The following is a 22418-nucleotide window of genomic DNA, read 5'->3' on the forward strand; positions in this document are numbered from 1 at the left end:
CCACTACCACGACTGGGACATGCTGCGCGCGAACTTGCTTCAGCTGCTGGTCGACGGCACGGTCCGCCCGCACGAGCCCGCCTACGACCCGACCCCGGAAGCGTATGTCACCTGGGACTACTGCCGGGGCTACGCGGACGCTTCCATGAACGAGGCCTTCCACGGCGACGGATTCGACGGATTCGACGGCTGAGAGCAGCCGATCGAGCGCCACGCGGGCCTTGCGAGGCTCGCGTACTTCGCGCTTGCCACTGTGATTTTCGACGCACACGATCACATCGGCAGGCACAGGAGCACCGTCCGACACGCCGATGAATCCGGCCCTATGGTCACCCGCCGGATAAGGCATTGCTTCCCTCAGACGACAAAAAGCCGACCGCCTGGCTGGCGATCGGTTCTTGCCTTGACCGGATTATTTTGTGTCAGCGGTGGGGCGGCACGAACGAGCCCGGATTGGGGATCACGGGCACGCTGAAGGTCGGCGGCTGGTTGTTGTTCTGAGTACCGGTGTTGCCCTGCGTCGGGGCGGTGGGCGGCTGCTGCGGCGCCGACGGCGGATTACCGGTGTCGCCCGTGGTTCCACCCGCAGGCGGCGGCTTGACCTCGGTGACCGGCGGCTCCTGCGGCGCCGTCGGCTCACCGGTCGTCGGCGGCTGGGTGTTCGCCGGTGGCGGTGTGGTCACCGGCGGCACCGTGGTCGGCGCGCCGCCGCCGTTCGACGTTCCGCCGTTCGACGTTCCACCATTGGGAGCGGTGGCGTCGGCCGATGGCGCGGGCTTGGTCGAGGGCTCACCGGGCTGCTGCACGATCGTCGAACTCCCGCTGCCCGGCGTCGGGCTCGGCTTCGTCGTCGCGCTGTTGCCCGAGGTGGCACGCGGATCGGTGGTCTTGGGCACCGTCGAGCCCAGCTGATCGGCGAGGTCCGGATTCACCTTGTGCAGTTCCGCGAGCAACCGTTCCCACTCGGTCATCAGCTCGGCGCGCTTGTCCGGATCGCTGACCTGCGCGGCGTTCTCCTTGGCCCGCTCGAGGCGCACCTTGGCCTGGGTCGGGTTCTGGGTGACCAGGGTGGAAGCCTCGTTCAGGTCGTCGCCTGCCCGCTGCACGACCGTCGTCTGGGCCTGTTCGCTGAACACGACCTCTTTCACCCGCCACAGCGGATCGCCCGGCTCGGCGTTGTACGAGAACGCCGTCATGCCGCCGATGACCAGGGCCAGCGCGGCCGCGGTGCCCATGATCGGGCGTAGTAGCCGCAGTCGCCCGCCGCTGTGCGCCCCGATGCGAACCTGTCGCGCGCCGATCTCCTGGTTGACCGCGGCCACGATCGCGTCCAGATCCGGCTCGGCCGGCATCGGTGCGGCGATCAACTCCGCTCGCCAGTCCGCGAGCAACGTCGCGAGCTGATACTCCTCGGCGCTGTCGGTGTGCACCGGACCATCGCTGGCGATGGCATCGATCAGAGCATCGTCGCGGCGTACCGCTGCGATGTCGACCGGGCCGGTGTCACCGGACGCCTCGGCGTAGGGACCGCTGTTCCGCGATCCAAGCCGCGCCTTCCAGTCACCCCGACCGCGCTCGCCATCCCTAGCCATACATTTCACCTGCCCTCGCCACTTGTGACTTGAGTTTCGCGAGTGCCCTGTGTTGGGCCACCCGTACCGCACCCGCCGTACTGCCCACGGCGACTGCGGTTTCTTCCGCTGACAAACCCATGACCAAGCGCAGGATCAAGATCTCCCGGTGCTTCTCGGGAAGCGTCGCGAGCAGACGGTTCATCTGCCTGCTCGTCTCGGATTCGAGAGCTCGTTGTTCCGGTCCCTGGTCGGTGGATATGACATCTGGTACTTCGGCCATCGCCTCCGCCTTGTTACGGGCGGCGTTGCGATGCGCGTCGGCGACCTTGTGCGAAGCGATCCCGTAAACAAAGGCCATGAAGGGCCTGCCCTGGTCTTGATACCTGGGCAAGGCGGTCATCACAGCCAGGCAAACCTCCTGCGCAACGTCGTCCGCGGAGAGCTGCCCACGCTCCGCGGCTCCGATCCGCGCGCGGCAGTAGCGCACCACCAGCGGGCGGATCATCTCCAGTACCTGAGCTAGAGCGGATCTGTCGCCCTGCGCAGCGGCAGCGACGGCGAGGTCCAACTCTTCGCCCGTGTGCGTCATCGTCAGAGATATTCCCGGCGTTACAAAGTGGCACGGTCAGGTGACGACCAGTGCTTCCACCGAAGGGGCGGAACGGATCTAACAATAGCGACCCGTTGGCCGGAACTTGGCAACACGGTGGACTCCGTGATCACCTACCAACCGGCCATGGGACGCAACACGCCGCCGGAGCGGGCGATGATCGCGGCGCATTCGGCCGCCTCCGCCACCGCGTCCCGCGCGCCGGATCCGGCGCGGAGCATGGCACAAGCCCAGCGCAACGGCAGCAGGCCGTGCTCGCGGCACTGCTCGGCGACCTCCTCCGCCGACACGCCGGATCGTCCGCGCGCGTCACGCGCCACGTCGGCCGCTGCGACCAGCAGGCGGGACTTGACCTGGTGGCGCACCGACGGGGAGCGCTCGGCCAGCTCGAGCGCGGCCACCGCGTGCGCCGCCGCCGCCTCGAAATCGCCTGTGGCCAGCGCTGTCTCCGCGGAGACCCAGCGCAGGCGGATCGCGGGACGCCACCCGGCGCGATGCTCCCGCGCCGCCGCGGCGCTGCGGCGCAGCAAGCGATCGGCCAGCGCGAGCCGTCCCGTTCCGAGCGCGTCGGCGGCGAGTCCGGTGAGCGCGTCGCAGATCGCGTCGGCGCGGCTGGGACGGTAGCCGCCGGCCGCGCCGACGGAACTCTCGGCGGCGTGCGGCCGCGACTCGGCGCCCGCGGTGAGGATCAGCGCGGCCGCCCGCCCGTCCACCGCCGCGGCGCGCTCGTGCCAGCCGAGCTGGCGAAGAAAAGAACCCTCGGTACTTCCCGCCAGTGAGAGGAGAACGGGGTCGGTGCTGTGGTTGCATACCCCTCGCAATTCCGCGCGCGCGGCGGCATAACGACCCTGGCCGCCGAGGACCACCGCGCGATACCACCGGCCGAGCGCGTCCGACGCGGGCGGCAGATCGGCGACGGCACGACCGGGAGCGGCCCCGAAGGCGGCCTCCGCGAGGACCGCGACGTGAGGATCTCCGAGCGGAGCGGGCGCGAACACGGGCGCACTCTATCCTGCGCGGCCCGCGCTCCCCGGCGAGGAAAGGCGCCCGACGGCAGGCGGGCGGCGCGGCGGATTTCCGCCGCCGAGCCGATGTTGCCATTAGGTAAATCTCGCCCCGGCAATCGCCGAGCGCCCGTGCCGGGAATTCATGCGTGTTTCGCGTAATTAACCTGCGCGCCCCGTTGCCGCCATCTTCGGATCCACCCGCCGCGAACACCGTCGGCCACCGCGGTGACCGACGTCATGGGCGTGGCTTCGGCTCCACCGCGGCGCGAGAACCCGGAAATCACCCCTACCAGCGGAAACTTCATCAGTCCCGGCCCATGCGGCAGCCACGGGCTTCCGGCCAACCGAACAGTATCGCCGGAACCAGCGCGAAAAGTAAACAGTTCGGAGGTTAAATTTGGCAGCGCGAGATTTGGAAAAGTGCTGCGTCGAACTATTGACGGAATTTCGCGGCTGGACCTAACGTAGCTCATCGCCACGGACGGCGCCGCGCGAAATTGCAGCGACCACGAAGGGCGAGCCCAACGGGGTACCCCCGCCGACACGGCGTCGTGGCCCACAAACTGTTGCAGAACAACTGCTCGACAACGCTGACGAGCTCGCACCACGAGGAGTTCACCATGCCCATGCCGACCCACCTCCCGGGACCCAACGCCGATGTCTGGGATTGGCAGATGCGAGGATCGTGCCGCGGGCAGGATTCCGCGGTGTTCTTCCATCCCGACGGGGAGCGTGGCCGAGCCCGCACCGCGCGCGAGATGCGTGCCAAAGAGATCTGCCGCACCTGCCCGGTGCTCATGCAGTGCCGCGCCCACGCGCTGAAAGTCAGCGAGCCCTATGGCATCTGGGGCGGCATGTCGGAGACCGAGCGCGAGATGCACGCGCGGCGCAACCGCCGCCGCATGGCCGTCTGAAGCAAACTTCTCCCATCCGCGCGCCACCGGGCGTCGAATCCCTAGCAAACAACGGGCCACTGCAACACGCTTCGGGCCGAGCCGCTCACGCGACACGGTGATCGGTTCCGCGCCGAAGGCGGCGCGTGGGTTGCGATCGTCACCATCGATCGGCCGGCCGCCGGGCGAAGGCCGAAGACCGTGCACCCGCCGTTTTCCGGCATGGTGCGGCAGGGCTCGGCGTGTCACGGCGTTCCTCCCGAGATATCCGACGTGTCGGCGTGTTTCGCGGCCGGCGCCGGGCCATGACGAACTTGCGGGCACCCCACCGGAAGGGAGGTCATAGCGGCACGCTACGGTAGTGACCGATGACACAGAATGGAGCGTTGTGACAACGCGGCCGTCGGCCGCAGAGGGCGACTCGTTCCGAAGAGAAGCCTTCCCACCCACGGTGGATTCTGCGGTTACGGCACGCGCAGCCGAAAGTATGGAGCTCGCCGCGCTTCTTCAACGATGCGGCCGAGCCGACCAGGAAGCATTCGCCGAACTGTACGACCGGACGTGTGCGCGCGTCTTCGGTCTGGTGTTGCGCGTCCTGCACGATCCTGGATACGCGGAGGAGACCACGCAGGAGGTCTATCTGCAGATCTGGCGGATGGCATCGAGTTTCGACCCGGCGAAAGGTTCCGCGGTCACCTGGTTGATGACCCTCGCCCACCGGCGCGCGGTCGACCGGGTCCGCGCCGAGCAAGCCCACACCCAGCGCGAGGTCGCGTATGGGATCCGGGTGCTCGGCAACGAATTCGACGAGGTCACCGAGGAGGTCGAGCGCAGGCTCGAGCAACAGGCCGTCCTGGCCGGTCTCGCCACACTCACCGAAACCCAGCGAGAAGCCATCTCGCTCGCCTACTACGGCGGGCGCACCTACGCGGAGGTAGCCACCTATCTCGACGTAGGGTTACCAACGGTTAAGTCCCGGATTCGGGACGGATTGACACGACTGAAGAAAAGTTTGGGGGTGACGTGAGATGAACGAACGCCGGATCGATCTCGCGCACACCGTCGCGCTCGGATCGATCGACGACGAAGACCATCGAGAAGTGCAGGAACTGTTCGACAGCGAGGACCCCGTGCTACGCGCGGAGTTCATCCAGGAAGTCAGAGACACGAAAGAAGCGCTCGCCGTTCTCGCCACAGCCACGGCGGTCACTCCCCCGCCGTCGCTGCGTGCTCGCCTCCTCGCGGCCATCGCCGCTGAACAGCCACCGGTCGCCAGCTGAATCCGGCTTCCCGTCAGGCTTTCCCGCTCCACGCCTCCCGGCCCCCAGCGGTCCGAATCTTCCCGCGGCCTTGTTTGCGGCCCCGCGGCAGACAGCGTGTCGAGCTTCGGAACATCCTCGGTCTCACCGGTAGTCGCGGTCGTCGCGCGAGCGCGGCCGGATAGGCCAAGGCCCCCGAACCAGGTGGTTCGGGGGCCTTGTTCCCGCGTCGTCCCGGAAGGGCTCAGTGCGCGTGACCGTGGTGACCGTGGTCGTTCTGCTCCTCGGCGGGCTTGTCCACCACGGCGCTCTCCGTGGTGAGCACCATGCGCGCGACCGACGCCGCGTTCACGACGGCCGAACGGGTCACCTTCACCGGGTCGACGACGCCGTCGGTGAGCAGGTCGCCGTAGGTGAGGGTGGCGGCGTTGAAGCCCTCCTTGCCCTCGGCCACCTTGCTGACCACCACGGCGCCGTCCAGGCCCGCGTTGGTGGCGATCCAGTACAGCGGCGCCCGCAGCGCGGTGCGGACCACCTCGACGCCGACGGCCTCGTCACCGGACAGCGAATCGCGCAGCTCGGCGAGCTTGCCGCTCGCCTGCACCAGCGCGGTGCCGCCACCGGGCACGATGCCCTCTTCCACGGCGGCCTTGGCGGCGCTCACGGCGTCCTCGACGCGGTACTTGCGCTCCTTGAGCGCGGTCTCGGTGGCCGCGCCGACCTTGATCACCGCGACGCCGCCGGCCAGCTTGGCCAGCCGCTCCTCCAGCTTCTCGCGATCCCAGTCGGAATCGGTGGCCTCGATCTCGCGGCGCAGCTGCGCGACCCGCGCCTCCACGTCGGCGGCGGAACCGGCGCCATCGATGATCGTGGTGTCGTCCTTGGTGACCACGACGCGGCGCGCCTTGCCGAGCACGTCCAGGCCCGCCTCGCGCAGGGTGATGCCCAGATCGGGGTTCACCACGGTGCCGCCGGTGACCACGGCCAGGTCGTCGAGGAACGCCTTGCGGCGGTCACCGAAGAACGGCGCTTTGACCGCGACGGCCTTGATCGTCTTGCGGATGGCGTTGACCACCAGGGTCGACAGCGCCTCGCCCTCCACGTCCTCGGCGATGATCAGGACGGGCTTGCCGCTTTCGGCGATCTTCTCCAGCAACGGCAGGAAGTCCGGCAGCGAGCTGATCTTCTCGCGGTGCAGCAGGACGAACGCGTCCTCGAGGACGGCCTCCTGGCTGTCGGGATCGGTGACGAAGTAGGGCGACAGGTAGCCCTTGTCGAACTGCACGCCCTCGGTGACGACGAGTTCGGTCTGCAGCGTCGAGGACTCCTCGACGGTGACGACGCCGTCCTTGCCGACGGTGGTCAGCGCCTTGCCGACCATCTCGCCGATCTCCTCGTCGCGCGAGGACACGGTCGCGACCTGCGCGATGGCCTGTTCGCCGGAGACCGGGGTGGCCAGCGCGAGCAGCGCCTCGGAGACCGCGTCGGCGGCCTTGGCGATGCCGGAGCCGACCGCGATCGGGTTCGCCCCGGCGGCAACGTTCTTCAGCCCGGCCCGGACCAGCGCCTGGGCCAGCACGGTGGCGGTGGTGGTGCCGTCGCCCGCGACGTCGTTGGTCTTGGTGGCGACGCTCTTGACCAGCTGCGCGCCGAGGTTCTCGAACGGGTCTTCCAGCTCGATGTCGCGCGCGATGGTGACGCCGTCGTTGGTGACGGTCGGGCCGCCGAAGGACTTCGCGAGTACGACGTGCCGTCCGCGCGGGCCCAGGGTGACCTTCACGGCGTCGGCGAGCTTGTCGACGCCGCGTTCCAGAGCCCGGCGAGCCTTCTCGTCGAACTCGATCTGCTTTGCCATGGGAATTCGCTCCTGTAGTGGATTGCGGCGCTCCGGACCGCCTCCGGGCCCGTCGCTCGCACCGCGTGTTTCAGTGCCGGGGTGTCGGCGCCGAACGCACTCCGCCCCGGGTCGCGAAAGACACCGGGGCGGAACGCATGCGTGCCTGATCGGCTACTTGGTGACGACGGCCAGCACGTCGCGCGCCGACAGGATGAGGTACTCCTCGCCCTGGTACTTGATCTCGGTGCCGCCGTACTTGCTGTAGATGACGGTGTCACCCTCCTGGACATCCAGCGGGATGCGCTTCTCGCCCTCGTCGTCCCACCGGCCGGGACCGACGGCGACAACGGTGCCCTCTTGCGGCTTCTCCTTCGCCGTGTCGGGGATGACCAGGCCGGAGGCCGTCGTCGTCTCGGCCTCGTTGGCCTGGACGAGGATCTTGTCCTCGAGCGGCTTGATGTTCACGCTCGCCACGTTGAGCCCTCCACTTTCAGGGGATTCGGTCGTCCGGAACTGTCGCTCCGAACTCGTCGGTTGGTCACGATGCTGACCCTGCGCATAGCCCCGTCGTCGCGGGTGCCGGGACCCCTGCCCAGTGGTCAAGCTGCTGGCACAAGCACTACACACAGTGCCGACTAGCACTCTATACATGAGAGTGCCAGCGCTCAAGGCTGGGCGGTGCCAACTTTGCGCGGCGCGCCGACGACACCTCGGGCTTGGCGATAAGTTCGAGAAAACAGTAACGTTCGGATAACGGATTGTGACACTATTGACGACGGCTGCGGTCCGGCCGCCGGTTCGTCGCTCCTCGAGCGGCGGCCAGGCGGCACACGAGTGCCACAGCGTCGCCGAACTCGCAGCGCCGCAGCACCATCGTTGCACCACCAGCTTCACCAGAGAGCAAGACACACGTGATCCATGGCCGGTCCCCGCGACCCACCCGGACGAGGGGCCGGTTCGTTTCCCGGTCCGGGTCGCGCGTCATCCATACCGCGGTCCGGCAGTCCATTCGAGATGGTCGGCGACACCATGACCATCCGCTCGAAGGGAGGTGAACATGCGAACATCCCTCGGCATCTCGGCCGGGGCAGAGGTCGTGTGCTCGGCGTTGGTCTCCACCGCGCCGAACGGCGCGCAGAGCTTCGACTACCGCGTCGTCTCCGCCGACGCCGCCCATTCCGATCTCGGTGACCTGGTGGCGTCCTCGATCGAGCTGATGACCACCCAGCTGCCGACCACGCAGCCGCCGCGCGAGATCATCCGTCCGGTCGGCGGTCGATACGCGGGCGGGCCACGCGACTTCGAGCCGATGACCGGTCACCCGCCCACCAGCGTCGCGGTCGCCTACCGCACCAAGGAGCAGGCCCAGATCATCCGTTCGGCCACCGGCAAGCAGCGCGACCTGCGGCTGATCCAGGAGGGCACCGCCGCGCTCACCTACCTGCGGCACACCGGTCTGCTCGATCGCTACGACACGGTCGCCATCGTCGACCTCGGCGCCAGCGGGCTCAGCGTCACCGTCGCCGACCGCGCCGACGGCTCCCTGCTGCGTTCGGATCGCACCGCCGCCGTCAGCGGCACGGCGATCGACGACCTCATCTACCACCATCTGGTGGACCTGCACTTCGCCCGGCGCGGCACCCGCCCGAACCGCGGGATGCTCACCAACCGGGGCCGCGCGGCGAAGGAGCACCTGTCCATCGCGCCCGCGGTCACCATCGACCACGTCGCGGGCCGTCCGCTGAAGCTGACCAGGGCCGACTTCGAGGAGTTGATCGCCGACCTGCTGCGCGACCTGGCCAGGTTCGTCACGATGTCGTTCGCCCGCGCGCCGAGGCAGCCACAGGCGGTCGCGGTCATCGGCGGCGGCGCCAACATCCCCGCGGTGCTCGACACGCTCACCGCCGCCGTGGACATCCCGGTGTTCACCGTGCCCGACCCGGAGGCGGTGACCGCGAAAGGCGCGGCGCTGGTCGCCGATTCGATGCAGCCTTCGGTGTTCCCGGTGGGCGGGCTCGGCGGCGACGCGCCCGCGGGCACGGTCACCAAGGTGTTCGGCACACTGGCCGGCGCCATCGTGGTCGTGGGGCTGATCGTCGGTTACGGGGTCAAGACCTTCGCGCCCACCTCGGGTGACGAGGTCTCTCCCGCCGGGACCACGAGCAGCGCGTCCCAACTGCCGAGCCCCACCTCCGTGCCGCAGGCCACCACGGCGGTGAGCACCGGCGTCGCCCCCACCACGGATCGGGGACCGCAGAGCACGACCGGCGGGCCGTGGCCCACGCCGGTGATCCCACCCACGCAGCCCACGCTGCGCCCGGATCCAAACCTCCCGCCGATTCCGTTCCCCGAACTGCTCGGTCCCTTGTTCGGGAACCCGAACGCGGCGCCGACCAGTTTGCCCGCGGCGCCCAGCGCTACGGCGCCCGGCACCAGTCCGGCGCCCACCCAGGCGCCCGCGCGCACGAGCCTGCCGCTTCCGCTCCGGGGGGATTCCGGGTCGGCGTCGCACCCCGGACTGCTCGCACCGAACTGATCCGGCCGCACGACAGCCCTTCGCGGCCATCGCGCCGGGAACCGGTACGGCCGCAGATCCTTCCCCGAATCAGAGCCGATCAGCGAACCATGCTGACCGACACCGGCAGACCCGGATCGGTGGCGACCGTCAGCGGCGAAGCAGCCGCGCCGCCCGCGATGACATGAGCGCCGAGCGCGGCGATCATCACCCCGTTGTCCGTGCACAGCCTGGGCTTGGGCACCCGCAGGGTCAAACCGGCCGCCGCGCAACGCTCCTCGGCCAGCGAGCGGATCCGTGAGTTGGCCGTCGCGCCGCCGCCGAGCACCAGCGTGTCGACGCCGACGTCCTCGGCCGCGCGCACCGCCTTCATGGTGAGCACATCCGCGACCGACTCCTGGAAGGACGCCGCGATATCCGGGATGGGCAGATCCTCCGCCGCGACGCCGTCGCGCTGGGCCGCCTCTACGTAACGGGCCACCGCCGTCTTCAGGCCGGAGAAGGAGAAGTCGTAGCGCGGATCGCGCGGCCCGGTCATGCCGCGGGGGAAGGCGATGGCGCGCGGATCACCGGTCGCCGCGGCGGCGTCCAGCGCGGGACCGCCGGGAAAGCCAAGCCCGAGCAGCCGCGCCACCTTGTCGAACGCCTCGCCCGCCGCGTCGTCGACGGTGCTGCCCAGCTCGACGATCGGCTCGGAAAGATCCGTGACGTGCAGCAGGTGCGTGTGCCCGCCCGACACCAGCAGCGCGACGCACGGCGGCATCGGCCCGTGCTCCAGCGTGTCCACCGCCACATGACCGCCGAGATGGTTGAGCGCGTAGAAGGGCACATCCCACGCCGCCGCATAGGCTTTCGCCGCGGCGACGCCGACCAGCAGCGCACCGGCCAGGCCGGGGCCGATGGTCACCGCCAGCGCATCCGGTTTCGCGATGCCCGCGGCCGACAGCGCGCGGCGCATGGCGGGCACGATCGCCTCGAGGTGTGCGCGCGAGGCGATCTCGGGGACGACGCCGCCGAAGCGGGCGTGCTGGTCGACGCTGGAGGCGACCTCGTCGGCGAGTAGTTCACAGGTGCCGTCGGAGTGCCTGCGGACGATGCCGACTCCGGTTTCGTCGCAGGAGCTTTCGATGCCCATGATGATCACGACAGCACCTCGTCCGGTGTGCGCCAGCGGTCCTGGCCGGTCAACGCGGGGCGGCGCATCGTGTACGCGTCCGCACCACTCGGGTGGTAGTAGTTCTTGCGCAAGCCGATGATGTGGAAGCCGTGCTTGGCGTACAGCGCGATCGCGGGCGCGTTGTCGGTGCGCACCTCCAGGAACACCGGTCCCCCGCGCCGGTCCGCCTCGGCGAGCAGCGCCTCCAGCAAGAGCGTGCCGACGCCCGCGCGGTGGCGGCCCGGGTCGACGCCGATGGTGTGCACCTCGGCCTCGGGATGTTCGGCGTCACCGAGCAGGGCGATGCCCGCGTAGCCGACCATTCGCCCGTCGTCGTCGCGGGCGGTGATGTAGCGATTGTGCTGCCCGGCCAGCTCGGACTGGAACGCCACGGCGGCCCACGGGTCGTCTTCCGGGAACAGCAACTGCTCCAGTTCCACGCAGCGCGCGATATCGGCGGGCACCATCGGCGCGATCCGGTAAGCCACCGGCCTCACGCCCCCGTCCGGTCGAGCTTGCGGTAGGCGTTCTCGACCGCGTCCGGCCTGCGCAAGTACAGCGGGACCAGCGGCTGCGGCACGCTGCCCGACAGCAGCTCGGCGGCGGCGACGCGGACCAGCCCCGCGGGCGACGGCGTCTCGGCGGGGAGCACGGGAAGATCGAAGTAGTCGACGTGCGAGGCGGATCCGGCGATCGCCGTGGCGTCGCCCGCGTCCAAGTCCGATGGCTTGCACACCTCGGGACCGGCCACGCGTGTGCCGGCCCGGTACCGCGCCCAATACACCTCGCGCCGCCGCGCGTCGGTCACCACGAGCAGTTCGGCAGCGGGCGGCAGTTCGACGGGGGGCGGGACCGCCGGGTCGACGGCGGCGTCGGCGGCGATCGCGTCGAGGCTGCACACGCCGTACACCGGGATGCCGAGCGCGTCGCCGAAGGCGGCCGCGGTGGCCATGCCGACGCGCAGGCCGGTGAACGGACCGGGGCCGACACCGACCACGATCGCGTCGATCTCGGTCCTGGAACGGCCTGCCGTGGTGAGGCATTCGAGGATCTGCGGGGTGAGCACCTCGGCGTGGGCGCGGGGGTCGACCCGCACCCGGGAGGCGACAGTGCGTACCCGGGCGGAATTCGCCGCGTCGGCGCCCTGCTCCAAGTCCACCAGTCCCGCGGTGACGGCGGGTGTCGCGGTGTCGACGGCTAGTACAAGCATGATTGGGCCAACGATACCGGGTGGTAGCGGGCGCCCACGCAGAGCTACCTGATAGCTAATTCACCCATTCCCAGCTGGCGGTGCGCACATCCGAGTCCGGCGCCCGCGACAGCACCACGCGCAGGTGCCGCTCCGCGAGATGCTCCACCACGCCGCGACCCCACTCCACCACGACCACCGCCTGATGCAGATCGGTGTCCAGGTCCAGCGCGTCCAGCTCGTCCAGGTCGCCGGTGAGCCGGTAGGCGTCCACGTGCACCATGGGCACCGGCGGCCCGTCCGCGCGCTGCCCCGCGCGGTGCTGGCGGGCGATGATGAACGTCGGCGAGCTGACCCGCCCCTGCACGCCGAGTCCTTCGGCGATGCCGCGGGTGAGCGCGGTCTTGCCTGCGCCGAGCGGACCGTCCAGCACCACGAGATCCCCCGCGCGCAGATCCGTGGCCAGTTCCCGGCCGAGCGCCTCGGTGTCGGCGACGGTGGGCAGCACCCGATACCCCGGATCAGCCACGGGCCACCTCGGAGGTCTCTCCCTGCGCCAAGTCGATCGCGCCCGCCCGCACCAGCAAGCGATCCAGCGCGGCGTTGACGATGTCCGGATACTGCAGATGCGGCATGTGCGCCGCGCCCTCCAACCGGATGAGTTCGCTGTCGGGCAGGGCGGCGGCCAGCGCACGCGAATTCCGGAACGGGATCACCAGATCGTGGCTGCCGCCGAGAACGAGCGCCGGTGTGCTCGCCAGCGTGGGCAACGCCGCCGACTCGTCGTGCAATTCGATGGCCTGCAGGAACTTCACGATGGTCTCCATCGGCGTCCGGTCGATCATCAGCGTCGTGAAGCGCGACAGGGTCGGGCTCACCGGTCCGTGGAACGAGCTGACGTGCAGCAACGGCGTGATCACGTGCCGCGCGGTGACGCGGCCCGCCTGCACCAGCGCGGGCGCGGTGTAGACGGCGAGCCGGAACCCGTCGATCGCGGGATTGCGCAACAACTGCCCGATACCCGCCGCGGTGACGCCGGCGGCGGCGGTCGACAGCAGTGCGATCCCGATCACTCTGGTCGCGAACAGCTCCGGGAATCGCGCGGCCGCGGCCAGGACCGCCATCCCGCCCAGCGAATGCCCGACGAGCACCACCGGCCCTTCCGGAGCGGTGGCGTTCAGCACGGTGGCGAGGTCGCTGCCGAGCTGGGCGACGGTGCAGCTCGCCGCGCTCGGCACGCCGGAAAGGCCGTGCCCGCGCAGGTCGAAGAACACCATGCGAAGCCGTGCGCCGTAGCGCTTTTCCAAGTCACGTCGCTGAAAGTGGAACGAGGCCATGCTGTTGCAGAACCCGTGCACGAAGATCACCGTCACCGGCGCGTCGTCCGGTCCGCAGGTCCGGGTGGCCAGGGGCACACCGTCGTCGGCGAGCACCGTCCCCGCGCGGTCGGCATCGATCAGCGCGAAATTCTCGTCGCGGTAGTCGTCGCCCCTGGCCGGCCACAGCACCCGCGCGCCCGCGCGGCGCAGGGCATGGGCGCCCGCCAGCGCACCGACGACACCCGCCGTGGCCAGCCCGCCGCGCAGCGGGGTCACCCGGAAGCGGCTCATCGGTCGCCGCCGACATAGCGTCGGGCGACCCGCCCGCGCGGCGCGCACACCACCTCGTAGTGGATGGTGTCGAGCAGGTCCGCCCACTGCTGCGCGTGCGGTCGCGCACCGAAGAGGATCGCGGTGTCGCCTTCCTGGACACCGGCCGCGTTGTCGCCGAGATCGACGACGAACTGATCCATGCACACCCGTCCCACGTTCCTGCGTGGAGCGCCGCCGAGCCAGACGTCGAATCGTCCGCTCAAGGGGCGGAACACGCCGTCGGCGTAACCGGCGGGGATCAGCGCGACGGTGGTGTCGTGCGGCGCGATCCACTGGTGCCCGTAGGAAACGCCCTCGCCCGCCGCCACCCGTTTGACCAGAGCGACGCGGGCCTGGAACGTCATCGCGGGCCGCAGGCCGAAATCGTCGTCCGGTATCGGGGAAAGGCCGTACATGGCGATGCCGGGGCGCACCAGGTCGAAGGCGAGGTCAGGACGGGTCAGGGTGGCGGCGGAATTGGCGATGTGTACCAGCTCCGGTTCCAGGCCGTGTTCCTTGGCCGTGGCGATGGCGTCCAGGAACCGGGCGCGCTGCGCGTCGTTGTTGGGGTGCTCGGGTTCGTCGGCGTGCGCGAGGTGGGAGAAGATCGCGCGGAACCGCACCAGGCCCTCGTCGACCAGAGCGCGCAGCGTCGTCAGGACTTCGGGGTAGGCGAGCGGCGACACACCGTTGCGGTTCAGGCCGGTGTCCACCTTCACCGTGACCGTCGCCGGACGGCCCAGGTCGCGCGCCGCGGCCTCGACCGCGCGCAGATGAGCCGCCGAAGAGATCCCGATCTCGACATCGGCGGCGACCGCGGCCGCGAAATCGGTGTCGATGCTGTGCAACCAGCACAGGATGGGCGCGGTGATCCCGGCCGCACGCAACTGCACGGCCTCGCCCACCGTCGTGACACCCAGTTCCGCCGCGCCCGCGGCCAGGGCGGCCCGAGCCACCTCGACCGCGCCGTGGTTGTAGCCGTCGGCCTTCACCACCGCCATCACCGCGGCGTCGCCCGCGTGTTCCCGCAGGATCCGCACGTTGTGGGCGATGGCGTCCAGGTCGATGACCGTTTCCACGTGCGCTGTGCCGCCTCTCCGCGTGTTCGGGCCGTGCCGGTCGGGCGCGCGAGATTCGTTCGATGCCGCCTGGATTCTGGGCGTACCCGGCGAGTTACCCATGTGTTCTCGAAATCAGTCGGTGCGATGGTTCCGGTCGAGTCTATTGGCGGGCTCGGTTCCGGTTCCAATCGGTTCGGATCGCGCCTGGCCCCGTGTGTCGAGCGCCACGACCAGCACCGATCGCGCCGATGCCGATGGCGTCCGGCACCCAGCGCCGCCACCGACCCGCTGGAACCCGTCGGCCCGGAGACATCGCGGTCGCTCGGCACGCAGCAGAAGCGCCGCCCGACCGATCAGGTGTACTGCACCACCAGCGTCGCCCGGGTCGGCGATGCCAGTGTCTCGAAGACATGCGGCTGATCGCCCGGGTACGCGAGCCCGTGGCGCACACGGCGATCGAGGAACGGGAGAACCGCCTCGCGCACCCATCGCCGGACTATGGCCTACTGGGACGTGGCCGCCGCGGTCGCCGGGGCTCGGCACCGCCTCCATCGCCCGAGCGTGCGCGCCAGTCAGAAGGGGTGGGCCAGCCCACGGAGGACGCCGATAGCGGGCCGGACGTGCGCGGCCAAGACACTCGCCGAGATCGGGGTGCCCGCGGGGGCGTCGTCGTGGGCGGCGAGGTTGGCGGCCAGTGCGTGCACGCGCGCGGCGGCCGCCGCCGACCACGCGGGTTCCCGGCCCGCCGCGAGCAGCGTTCCGATGATGCCGGAGAGCACGTCGCCCGCGCCCGCGGTCGCGGCCCACGAGCCGCCGGCCTCGTTGACCAGCACGGGACGGCCGGGGGCCGCGACGAGCGTGGCGCGGCCCTTCAGCAGGACGGTGACCTGCCAGGAAGCGGCGAGGTCGCGGACGGCGGCCACCCGGTCCCGGCCGACCTCGTGACCGGTCAGGCGGGCGAACTCACCCGCGTGCGGAGTCAGGACGGTGGGAGCCGTGCGACCGCGCACCAGGTCCGGCTCCGCGGCCAGCAAGGTCAGGCCGTCGGCGTCGATCACCACCGGGAGGTCGGTGGACAGGATCTCGCGCAGGCGCTCCCTGGCGGCGGAGTCGGTGCCTGCGCCGGGACCGAAGACCCAGGACTGGACGCGACCGGCGGCGGAGACCTCCTGGGTGGCGATCACTTCGGGGAAGTGGTTCAGCACCTCGGCGGCAGCGGTTCCGGCATAGCGCACCATGCCGGATGTCGCGGCCACAGCGGCGCCCGCGCACAGCACCGCGGCGCCGGGATACGTCGCACTCCCCGCGCATACGCCTGTGACGCCCTGCGTGTATTTGTCGTCGGCCGGGCCGGGAACCGGCCACGCCGCGCCGATCGCCGCGGGCTCCAGGGCGGCGAGACCCGCTTCCGGAAGACGTAAGCCGATGGGCACCAATTCGATTCGGCCACACTGCGGCGCGGCGAGGGCGTGCACGGGTTTGTACGCGCCGAACGCGACCGTGACGTCCGCGCGAACGGCCGGGCCTTCGATCGCGCCGGTGTCCGGGTCGACGCCGCTGGGCAGATCGGCCGCGACGATCGGGGCCCGCAGCGCCGCAACGGTTTCCGCGGCGCGCGGCCGCAGCGCACCGCGACCGGAGATGCCGACGATGCCGTCGATCACCAGGTCGGGGCGGCCGACGTCGTCGGAGACCCGGCCGCCCGCCGCGCGCAGCGCCGCGAGTCCGCGAGCGTGCGCCCGCTCCGGGCTGAGCAGCACCGCGGTGACCGCGACACCGCGGCGGCGCAACTGCGCTCCGGCCCAGAGCGCGTCGCCGCCGTTGTCCCCCGAACCGACCAGCAGGGTCACCGCCCGCCCCGCGACACCGCCGGTGCGCTCCCGGAGTTCGCCCGCCACCACCGTGGCCAAACCGTGCGCCGCCCGGCGCATGGGCACGCCCTCGGGCACCCGGGTGAACAGCTCGGCTTCCGCCGCGCGCACCTGGTCCACGGTGAAATAGCCCCGCTGCGTGGACATCGCCGCTCCCTCCTTCGGTGTGGCCTACTACGCTTGGCCATCATGCCAAGCGTCCGCCGCATCGGGATCGTCCGCGTCGTCACGGGAGCCGCCCTGGCCTGCGCGCTGTTGCTGTCCGGTTGCGGCGGCGACGAATCCGGTTCGGCCGCCACCACGACCAGGAAACCGGCCCGGCCGACCACCACCGTTCAGCAGACCGGTGAGCGCAAGCCCGCCGCCGCCACCGTCGTGGTGCACGACATGAAATTCTCGCCCGACGAGGTCACCGTCGGGGTCGGCGATACGGTCACCTGGAAGTTCGACGACAAAGTGCCGCACACCGTGCAGGGCATCGGTGACAAGGCCATGGGCATCAACAGCCCGATCTTCGACAAGGGCGAGTGGAGCTACACCTTCACCACGCCGGGCACCTACCGCTACCTCTGCTCCCTGCACCCGGAGATGCGCGGCACCGTCACTGTGGAGTGATCACGGCCGATCGCGGGCTTGCGCGTCGGTATCGACTCGGCACGACGCTCCCGTCCTCGATCGAGCCGAGCCGCTGAAACCTCCGCCGTGCGTCGCGAGCAGCCGAGCCCCGTCTTGTTCCGGCCCCCAGCGCAACCCGTCTCGATCAGACGGGGTGGTAGTCGCGGGGGCGAGCGCCGTTACCTGAACTGGTGTTCAAGGCCTCGACCGCGGCCACGAGCGGCGCGAGGTCGGGATCGGCGGCCGCTTGCCCGAGCGCCCCGGCGAGCGCGGCGTCGTGCGTGGGCCGCGCCTGTTCGAGCAGATCCAGTCCGGCCGGTGTGACGTCGGTGTAGATGCCGCGACGGTCGTCGGGGCACAGGTAGCGCTGGAGCAGACCGCGATCTTCCAGCCGGGAGACCAGTCGGGTGGTCGCGCTCTGGCTCAGCACCACGGCCTCGGCCACCTGGTTCATCCGCAGGTGCCCACCAGGCCCGTCGTGCTGGCGGCTCAAGACGACCAGCAGCGAGTATTCGCGAACGCTCAGGTCGTGGCCGGATTGCAGGGCCCGCTCGATGTGCGCCTCGATCCGGTCGTGCAGCAGCGACAGTGCGTACCAACCATCGGCGAGGCCGGTCAGGGCGGCATCCGCGGTCATCGGCGTTTCCTTCGGCGTCGGGGGTTGTGTCTCCAGGATAGCCAGGCATCACAATAGCCAGCGCTTGCAATTAAAGCGCGTATGCAATTATTGTTGCCGCCTGTAATGGTTTGAAGCAACGTCACGTGGAGGCTTCCCTCATGCCCTCGCACTCCTCGCCCTGACCCTCGGGGCATTCGCGATCGGGACGACGGAGTTCGTCGTCGTCGGCCTGCTGCCCGACATCGCGGGCACCTACTCGGTGTCCATCCCCACCGCGGGCCTGCTGGTCACCGGTTACGCCCTCGGCGTCGTGGCGGGTGCGCCGCTGATGACCGGTCTCGGCACCCGGGTGTCGCGCAAACGCATGCTGCTCGGCATGCTGACGCTGCTCGTCCTCGGCAACATCCTGTCCGCGGTGGCGCCGACCTTCGCGCTGATGCTCACCGGACGGATCGTCGCCTCGCTGGCCCACGGCGCGTTCTTCGGCATCGGAGCGGTCGTCGCGGGCACGCTGGTCAGCGCCGACCGGCGCGCCGGGGCGATCGCGATCATGTTCACCGGGCTCACGGTCGCCACCGTGGTCGGCGTGCCGCTGGGGACGCTGCTCGGCCAGCACTTCGGCTGGCGGATGACCTTCCTGTTCGTCGCGCTGGTCGGGTTGATCGGCCTGTCCGGCGTCGCGGCGCTGGTTCCGGAACAGCCCGCTGCGGCGAACGCCCGGCTGCGCAGCGAGCTGGCGGTGTTCCGCAATCCACAGGTGCTGCTCGCCATGGCGATGACGGTGCTCGGCTTCGGCGGGGTCTTCGCCGCGATCACCTATCTGGCGCCGATGATGACCGAGGTCACCGGCTATGCGGACAGTTCGGTCACCTGGCTGCTCGTGCTGTTCGGCCTCGGCTTCTTCGCGGGCAATCTGATCGGCGGCAAGTTCGCCGACCGCCACCTGATGCCGATGCTGTATCTCACCCTCGGCGGCCTTGCGCTCGTTCTCGCGCTGTTCACCGTCACCGCGCACGACAAGATCGCCGCCGCCGTCACGGTGGTGCTGATCGGCGCGCTCGGTTTCGCGACCGTGCCGCCGCTGCAGAAACGCGTCCTCGATCAGGCCGCCGGTGCGCCCACGCTGGCGTCGGCGGTGAACATCGGCGCCTTCAACCTCGGCAACGCGGTGTCGGCCTGGCTGGGGGGCGTGGTGATCGCCGCAGGGTACGGCTACACCGCACCCAACTGGGTCGGCGTCGGACTGGTGCTGGTCGCGCTGCTGCTCGCGATCCTGTCCGGACGGCTCGAGCGCCGCGCGGCGGCGACCGTCCCGGAGGAGCCTTTGGCCACCGTCCCGGCATAGCCGGCCGGTATTCCGGCGAAGCGGCGGCCGCGCACTCGTGAGTGCGCGGCCGCTCGGCTATTCCACGGTGACGGACTTGGCCAGGTTGCGCGGTTTGTCGACGTCGTAGCCGCGCGCCTGCGCCACCTCGGCGGCGAAGATCTGCAACGGGACCGTCGACAGCAGCGGCTGGAACAGCGTCGGCGCGCTCGGGATCTCGATGAGGTCGTCGGCGAACGGACGCACCGTGTCGTCGCCCTCCTCGGCGATCACGATGGTGCGCGCGCCGCGAGCCTGGATCTCCCTGATGTTGCTCAGCAACTTCGAGTGCAGCACCGCGCGGCCCTTCGGCGACGGCATCACCACGATCACCGGCAGACCGTCCTCGATCAGCGCGATCGGGCCGTGCTTGAGCTCACCCGCCGCGAAGCCCTCGGCGTGCATGTACGCCAGCTCCTTGAGCTTGAGCGCGCCCTCCAACGCCACCGGGTAGCCGACGTGGCGTCCGAGGAACAGCACGGTCGGCACCTGCGCCAGCTCCCGCGCGATGGCCCGCACCTGCGGCGCGGTCTCCAGCACGCGTTCCACCAGCTTCGGCATCGCCTCCAGCTCGGCGAACTCGCGGGCGACCTCGTCCGGGTACTTGGTGCCGCGCGCCTGCGCCAAGGCCAGCCCGACCAGGTAGTTCGCGGTCACCTGGGCCAGGAACGCCTTGGTGGAGGCGACGCCGATCTCCGGCCCGGCCCTGGTGTAGAGCACCGCGTCGGACTCGCGGGGAATCTGCGCGCCGTTGGTGTTGCAGATCGCGAGGACGCGTGCCTTCTGCTCCTTCGCGTGCCGCACCGCCTCCAGCGTGTCGGCGGTCTCGCCGGACTGGGAGATCGCCACCACCAGCGTCGAGCGGTCCAGCACCGGGTCGCGGTAGCGGAACTCGCTGGCCAGCTCCACCTCGACCGGCAGCCGCGTCCAGTGCTCGATGGCGTATTTCGCCAGCAGACCGGAGTGATAGGCGCTGCCGCACGCCACGACGAACACCTTGTCGAAATCGCGCAGCTCCTGGTCGGCGAGGCGCTGCTCGTCCAGGACGATCCGGCCCGCGCCGTCCTGGTCGGTGCTGAAATGCCCCATCAGGGTGTCGGCGACCGCGGCGGGCTGCTCCTCGATCTCCTTGAGCATGAAGTAGTCGTGGCCACCCTTCTCGGCGGCGGCCAGGTCCCAGTCGATCGTGAAGGGGCGGGTGCGCGAGCTCGCGTCCTCACCCGCGAAGTCGGTGACCCGGTAGCTGTCCAGGGTGATCACCACGGCTTGGTCCTGACCGAGCTCGACCGCCTCACGGGTGTGCTCGATGAACGCCGTGACGTCCGAGGCGATGAACATCTCGCCCTTGCCGACGCCGACCACCAGCGGGGTGGAGCGGCGCGCCGCCACGATCGTGTCCGGATGGTCGGCATGCGTGAAGACCAGCGTGAACGCGCCCTCCAGACGGCGCAGCACCGACAGCGCGCTGGCCGCGAAGTCACCGGCGGTGGGGCCATCGGCGTACGCGCGGGCCACCAGGTGCACCGCGACCTCGGTGTCGGTGTCGCTGCTCAGCTCGACCCCGGCGTCCTCCAGTTCGCGACGCAGCGGGGCGAAGTTCTCGATGATGCCGTTGTGCACGACGGCGACCTTGCCGCTGTGGTCCCGATGCGGGTGCGCGTTGCGGTCGGTCGGCGCGCCGTGTGTGGCCCAGCGGGTGTGACCGATGCCCGTGGTGCCCACGAAGCGATCGATCCCGGCTTCGGCGAGTTCGGCCTCCAGATTGGCCAGACGACCCGCCTTGCGCTCCACCGCCAGCGCGCCCGCGCCGTCCAGGATCGCCACACCCGCGGAGTCGTATCCGCGATATTCCATGCGGCGCAACGCGTCAACGACGACGCCGAGCGCGTCTCGGTACCCGACGTACCCCACGATTCCGCACATGGCTCACCACACTACTTATCGGATAACGTTCACGTCGTGTCGGCGTCTGTGAAATCGCTATTGAGCACCCTGACCAGCCGGGGCCCGCACCGCGTGTTGCGTGGCAACCTGGCCATCGCCGGCCAGCCGGGGGTGGTGTTCACGCCGGAAGCGGGGCGGAACCTACCTGCCGTCGCCTTCGGACACGGCTGGTTGACCGGGGCGAACCACTACCGCACGCTGCTCGAACACCTCGCTTCATGGGGCATCGTGGCCGCCGCGCCCGACACCGAGCGCGGGCCGATCCCGTCACATCTGGGGCTGGCCGCCGATTTGCTCACCACGCTCGACATCTGCACCGGCGTGCGGCTCGGCGACGGAGACATCAGCGTGCATCCGGAGCGGCTGGCCCTGGCCGGGCACGGCATGGGCGCGGGCGCCGCGGTCATCGCCGCCGGTCGTCGCGACGTCGCCGCCGTCGCGGCGCTGTTCCCCGCGCCGACCGCTCCCGCCGCCGAAACCATCGCCCCCCAGCTCGACGTTCCCGCGTTGATCCTGGCCGGAGCGACCGACATCACGTCGGTCAGCTCCAACGCCATCCCGCTGGCGACCGCGTGGGGCGGCCCCGCGATCCTGCGCGCGATCGACAAGGCCTCGCACAACGGCATCATCGAGGGCAGGCGCGTCCTCGCCGCGGTGGGCGCGGGCAAGCACGAATCGAAGACCGCCCGCACCACCCGCGCCCTGCTGGCGGGCTACCTGCTCGCCACGCTCGCGGGCGACAAGAACTACCGCGCCTTCGCCGAGCCGGAAGAGGTGATTCCGCACACCACCGTCGTCGACCCTACGGCGCCACAGGAGACGGAGGCGCCGAAGCTGAAGGTCGGACAGCTCGCCGCGCTGCTGCGGCGGTAGCAGGCCGACCCAGCCGGGGAACGCCGGTCAGATCAGCCAGCTCTTGCGTTGGTAGAACTCGGCCTCCTCGTCCTCCTCGTCCACCGGCCGCACCGTTTGATTGGCCCGGCGCGCCGCCATCGACCGCGCGATGGCCGCGCGCTGCTCTTCGGCTTCGTCTCGCCGCCGCTGTTGCTCCTGCGCCTCGGCGGCGGCTTGGTCCAGGTCGGCGGCGTGCGTCGTCCAGAACTCGTCCATGTCGGCGGTCAGCCGGTCGGTGAATTCCCGGCCGGTCGCCGCGGTCTGCTCGTTGATCGCCTGGATCTCGTCGAGCAGCAGCGACATGCGGCGCTGATTCTCGGCGGCGAGTTGCCTCGCTTCCTCGGCGTAGTCGACCATGCTGCGCCTCCTCGCTCATCTGG

General features: G+C 70.2%; 23 protein-coding genes. 8 read left to right on the forward strand and 15 right to left on the reverse strand.

Annotated features, from left to right (window positions below; translation table 11 throughout):
- Positions 1 to 193: DUF5319 family protein (locus NB3_RS16685; RefSeq protein ID WP_169810698.1), on the forward strand; the 193-nt coding region annotated here is incomplete at its 5' end.
- Between the two features lie 229 nt (positions 194 to 422).
- Here NB3_RS16685 and NB3_RS16690 read toward each other — a convergent pair.
- From NB3_RS16690 to NB3_RS16700, 3 genes are all read right to left on the reverse strand, one after another.
- A complete protein-coding gene (locus NB3_RS16690) occupies positions 423 to 1592 on the reverse strand; it encodes an anti-sigma-D factor RsdA (RefSeq protein ID WP_067803705.1) in 1170 nt (389 codons plus the stop codon).
- Positions 1585 to 2163, reverse strand: a complete 579-nt coding sequence (locus NB3_RS16695; protein ID WP_039795737.1) for a sigma-70 family RNA polymerase sigma factor — start codon at positions 2161 to 2163, stop codon at positions 1585 to 1587. Before NB3_RS16695 ends, NB3_RS16690 begins: the two co-directional genes overlap by 8 nt.
- Positions 2164 to 2297: 134 nt before the next feature.
- Positions 2298 to 3182: a hypothetical protein gene (locus tag NB3_RS16700; protein ID WP_067803708.1), complete on the reverse strand. Its 885-nt coding sequence runs from the start codon at positions 3180 to 3182 to the stop codon at positions 2298 to 2300.
- A 629-nt stretch (positions 3183 to 3811) separates the two neighbouring features.
- Between NB3_RS16700 and NB3_RS16705 the strand changes: the two genes are divergently transcribed.
- The 3 genes from NB3_RS16705 (at position 3812) to NB3_RS16715 (ending at position 5364) form a co-directional block, all read left to right on the forward strand.
- Complete coding sequence (locus tag NB3_RS16705; protein ID WP_039796164.1) at positions 3812 to 4105, forward strand: WhiB family transcriptional regulator; 294 nt, start codon at positions 3812 to 3814, stop codon at positions 4103 to 4105.
- A 430-nt stretch (positions 4106 to 4535) separates the two neighbouring features.
- Positions 4536 to 5111 carry a sigma-70 family RNA polymerase sigma factor gene (locus NB3_RS16710; RefSeq protein ID WP_067803711.1) on the forward strand — a complete coding sequence of 192 codons (576 nt, stop codon included), beginning with the start codon at positions 4536 to 4538 and terminating at the stop codon, positions 5109 to 5111.
- Between the two features lies 1 nt (position 5112).
- Positions 5113 to 5364, forward strand: coding sequence for an RskA family anti-sigma factor (locus NB3_RS16715; protein ID WP_067803714.1), 252 nt, complete (start codon positions 5113 to 5115; stop codon positions 5362 to 5364).
- 223 nt (positions 5365 to 5587) lie between these two features.
- On the opposite strand, the gene groL is transcribed toward NB3_RS16715, so the two are convergent.
- Both groL and groES read right to left on the reverse strand, forming a co-directional pair.
- The gene (gene groL / locus NB3_RS16720; protein ID WP_067803717.1) at positions 5588 to 7198 is read right to left on the reverse strand and encodes a chaperonin GroEL; all 1611 of its coding nucleotides are present in this window, start codon (positions 7196 to 7198) and stop codon (positions 5588 to 5590) included.
- A gap of 153 nt (positions 7199 to 7351) precedes the next feature.
- A complete protein-coding gene (gene groES, locus NB3_RS16725) occupies positions 7352 to 7654 on the reverse strand; it encodes a co-chaperone GroES (protein WP_028479292.1) in 303 nt (100 codons plus the stop codon).
- A gap of 583 nt (positions 7655 to 8237) precedes the next feature.
- On the opposite strand from groES, the gene NB3_RS16730 reads away from it, so the two are divergent.
- Positions 8238 to 9716 carry a DUF7159 family protein gene (locus NB3_RS16730; protein ID WP_067803897.1) on the forward strand — a complete coding sequence of 493 codons (1479 nt, stop codon included), beginning with the start codon at positions 8238 to 8240 and terminating at the stop codon, positions 9714 to 9716.
- A 79-nt stretch (positions 9717 to 9795) separates the two neighbouring features.
- Here the strand turns inward: NB3_RS16730 and tsaD are convergent, their stop codons facing one another.
- From tsaD to NB3_RS16770, 7 genes are all read right to left on the reverse strand, one after another.
- Complete coding sequence (tsaD, locus tag NB3_RS16735) at positions 9796 to 10839, reverse strand: tRNA (adenosine(37)-N6)-threonylcarbamoyltransferase complex transferase subunit TsaD (RefSeq protein WP_067803720.1); 1044 nt, start codon at positions 10837 to 10839, stop codon at positions 9796 to 9798.
- Entirely contained in the window at positions 10836 to 11318 is a 483-nt protein-coding gene (gene rimI / locus NB3_RS16740) for a ribosomal protein S18-alanine N-acetyltransferase (protein WP_067803900.1), read from the reverse strand. The genes tsaD and rimI overlap by 4 nt, the downstream gene beginning before the upstream one ends.
- A 26-nt stretch (positions 11319 to 11344) precedes the next feature.
- Positions 11345 to 12061 carry a tRNA (adenosine(37)-N6)-threonylcarbamoyltransferase complex dimerization subunit type 1 TsaB gene (gene tsaB / locus NB3_RS16745; RefSeq protein ID WP_067803723.1) on the reverse strand — a complete coding sequence of 239 codons (717 nt, stop codon included), beginning with the start codon at positions 12059 to 12061 and terminating at the stop codon, positions 11345 to 11347.
- A gap of 55 nt (positions 12062 to 12116) precedes the next feature.
- Positions 12117 to 12569 (reverse strand): tRNA (adenosine(37)-N6)-threonylcarbamoyltransferase complex ATPase subunit type 1 TsaE, encoded by a 453-nt coding sequence (gene tsaE / locus NB3_RS16750; RefSeq protein ID WP_067803726.1) that lies wholly within the window; start codon positions 12567 to 12569, stop codon positions 12117 to 12119.
- A complete protein-coding gene (locus tag NB3_RS16755; protein ID WP_067803729.1) occupies positions 12562 to 13650 on the reverse strand; it encodes an alpha/beta fold hydrolase in 1089 nt (362 codons plus the stop codon). Before NB3_RS16755 ends, tsaE begins: the two co-directional genes overlap by 8 nt.
- Entirely contained in the window at positions 13647 to 14825 is a 1179-nt protein-coding gene (gene alr / locus NB3_RS16760; protein ID WP_371855912.1) for an alanine racemase, read from the reverse strand. Before alr ends, NB3_RS16755 begins: the two co-directional genes overlap by 4 nt.
- Positions 14826 to 15304: 479 nt before the next feature.
- A complete protein-coding gene (locus NB3_RS16770) occupies positions 15305 to 16750 on the reverse strand; it encodes an NAD(P)H-hydrate dehydratase (RefSeq protein ID WP_067803739.1) in 1446 nt (481 codons plus the stop codon).
- Between the two features lie 42 nt (positions 16751 to 16792).
- Between NB3_RS16770 and NB3_RS16775 the strand changes: the two genes are divergently transcribed.
- Positions 16793 to 17218 carry a cupredoxin domain-containing protein gene (locus NB3_RS16775; protein ID WP_067803904.1) on the forward strand — a complete coding sequence of 142 codons (426 nt, stop codon included), beginning with the start codon at positions 16793 to 16795 and terminating at the stop codon, positions 17216 to 17218.
- A 145-nt stretch (positions 17219 to 17363) separates the two neighbouring features.
- Here the strand turns inward: NB3_RS16775 and NB3_RS16780 are convergent, their stop codons facing one another.
- The gene (locus NB3_RS16780; protein ID WP_067803742.1) at positions 17364 to 17855 is read right to left on the reverse strand and encodes a MarR family winged helix-turn-helix transcriptional regulator; all 492 of its coding nucleotides are present in this window, start codon (positions 17853 to 17855) and stop codon (positions 17364 to 17366) included.
- Positions 17856 to 18015: 160 nt separating this feature from the next.
- Here NB3_RS16780 and NB3_RS16785 point away from each other — a divergent pair, with 160 nt between their 5' ends.
- Complete coding sequence (locus NB3_RS16785) at positions 18016 to 19182, forward strand: MFS transporter (protein WP_067803745.1); 1167 nt, start codon at positions 18016 to 18018, stop codon at positions 19180 to 19182.
- 57 nt (positions 19183 to 19239) lie between these two features.
- On the opposite strand, the gene glmS is transcribed toward NB3_RS16785, so the two are convergent.
- The gene (gene glmS / locus NB3_RS16790) at positions 19240 to 21123 is read right to left on the reverse strand and encodes a glutamine--fructose-6-phosphate transaminase (isomerizing) (protein WP_067803748.1); all 1884 of its coding nucleotides are present in this window, start codon (positions 21121 to 21123) and stop codon (positions 19240 to 19242) included.
- 36 nt (positions 21124 to 21159) lie between these two features.
- Between glmS and NB3_RS16795 the strand changes: the two genes are divergently transcribed.
- Positions 21160 to 22017, forward strand: a complete 858-nt coding sequence (locus NB3_RS16795) for a poly(ethylene terephthalate) hydrolase family protein (protein WP_067803751.1) — start codon at positions 21160 to 21162, stop codon at positions 22015 to 22017.
- A gap of 27 nt (positions 22018 to 22044) precedes the next feature.
- Here the strand turns inward: NB3_RS16795 and NB3_RS16800 are convergent, their stop codons facing one another.
- Entirely contained in the window at positions 22045 to 22395 is a 351-nt protein-coding gene (locus NB3_RS16800) for a hypothetical protein (protein WP_067803754.1), read from the reverse strand.
- Positions 22396 to 22418 lie beyond the last annotated feature (23 nt).

It is taken from the genome of Nocardia beijingensis NBRC 16342, from assembly GCF_001612785.1.
In the GTDB taxonomy this organism is placed as follows: domain Bacteria; phylum Actinomycetota; class Actinomycetes; order Mycobacteriales; family Mycobacteriaceae; genus Nocardia; species Nocardia beijingensis.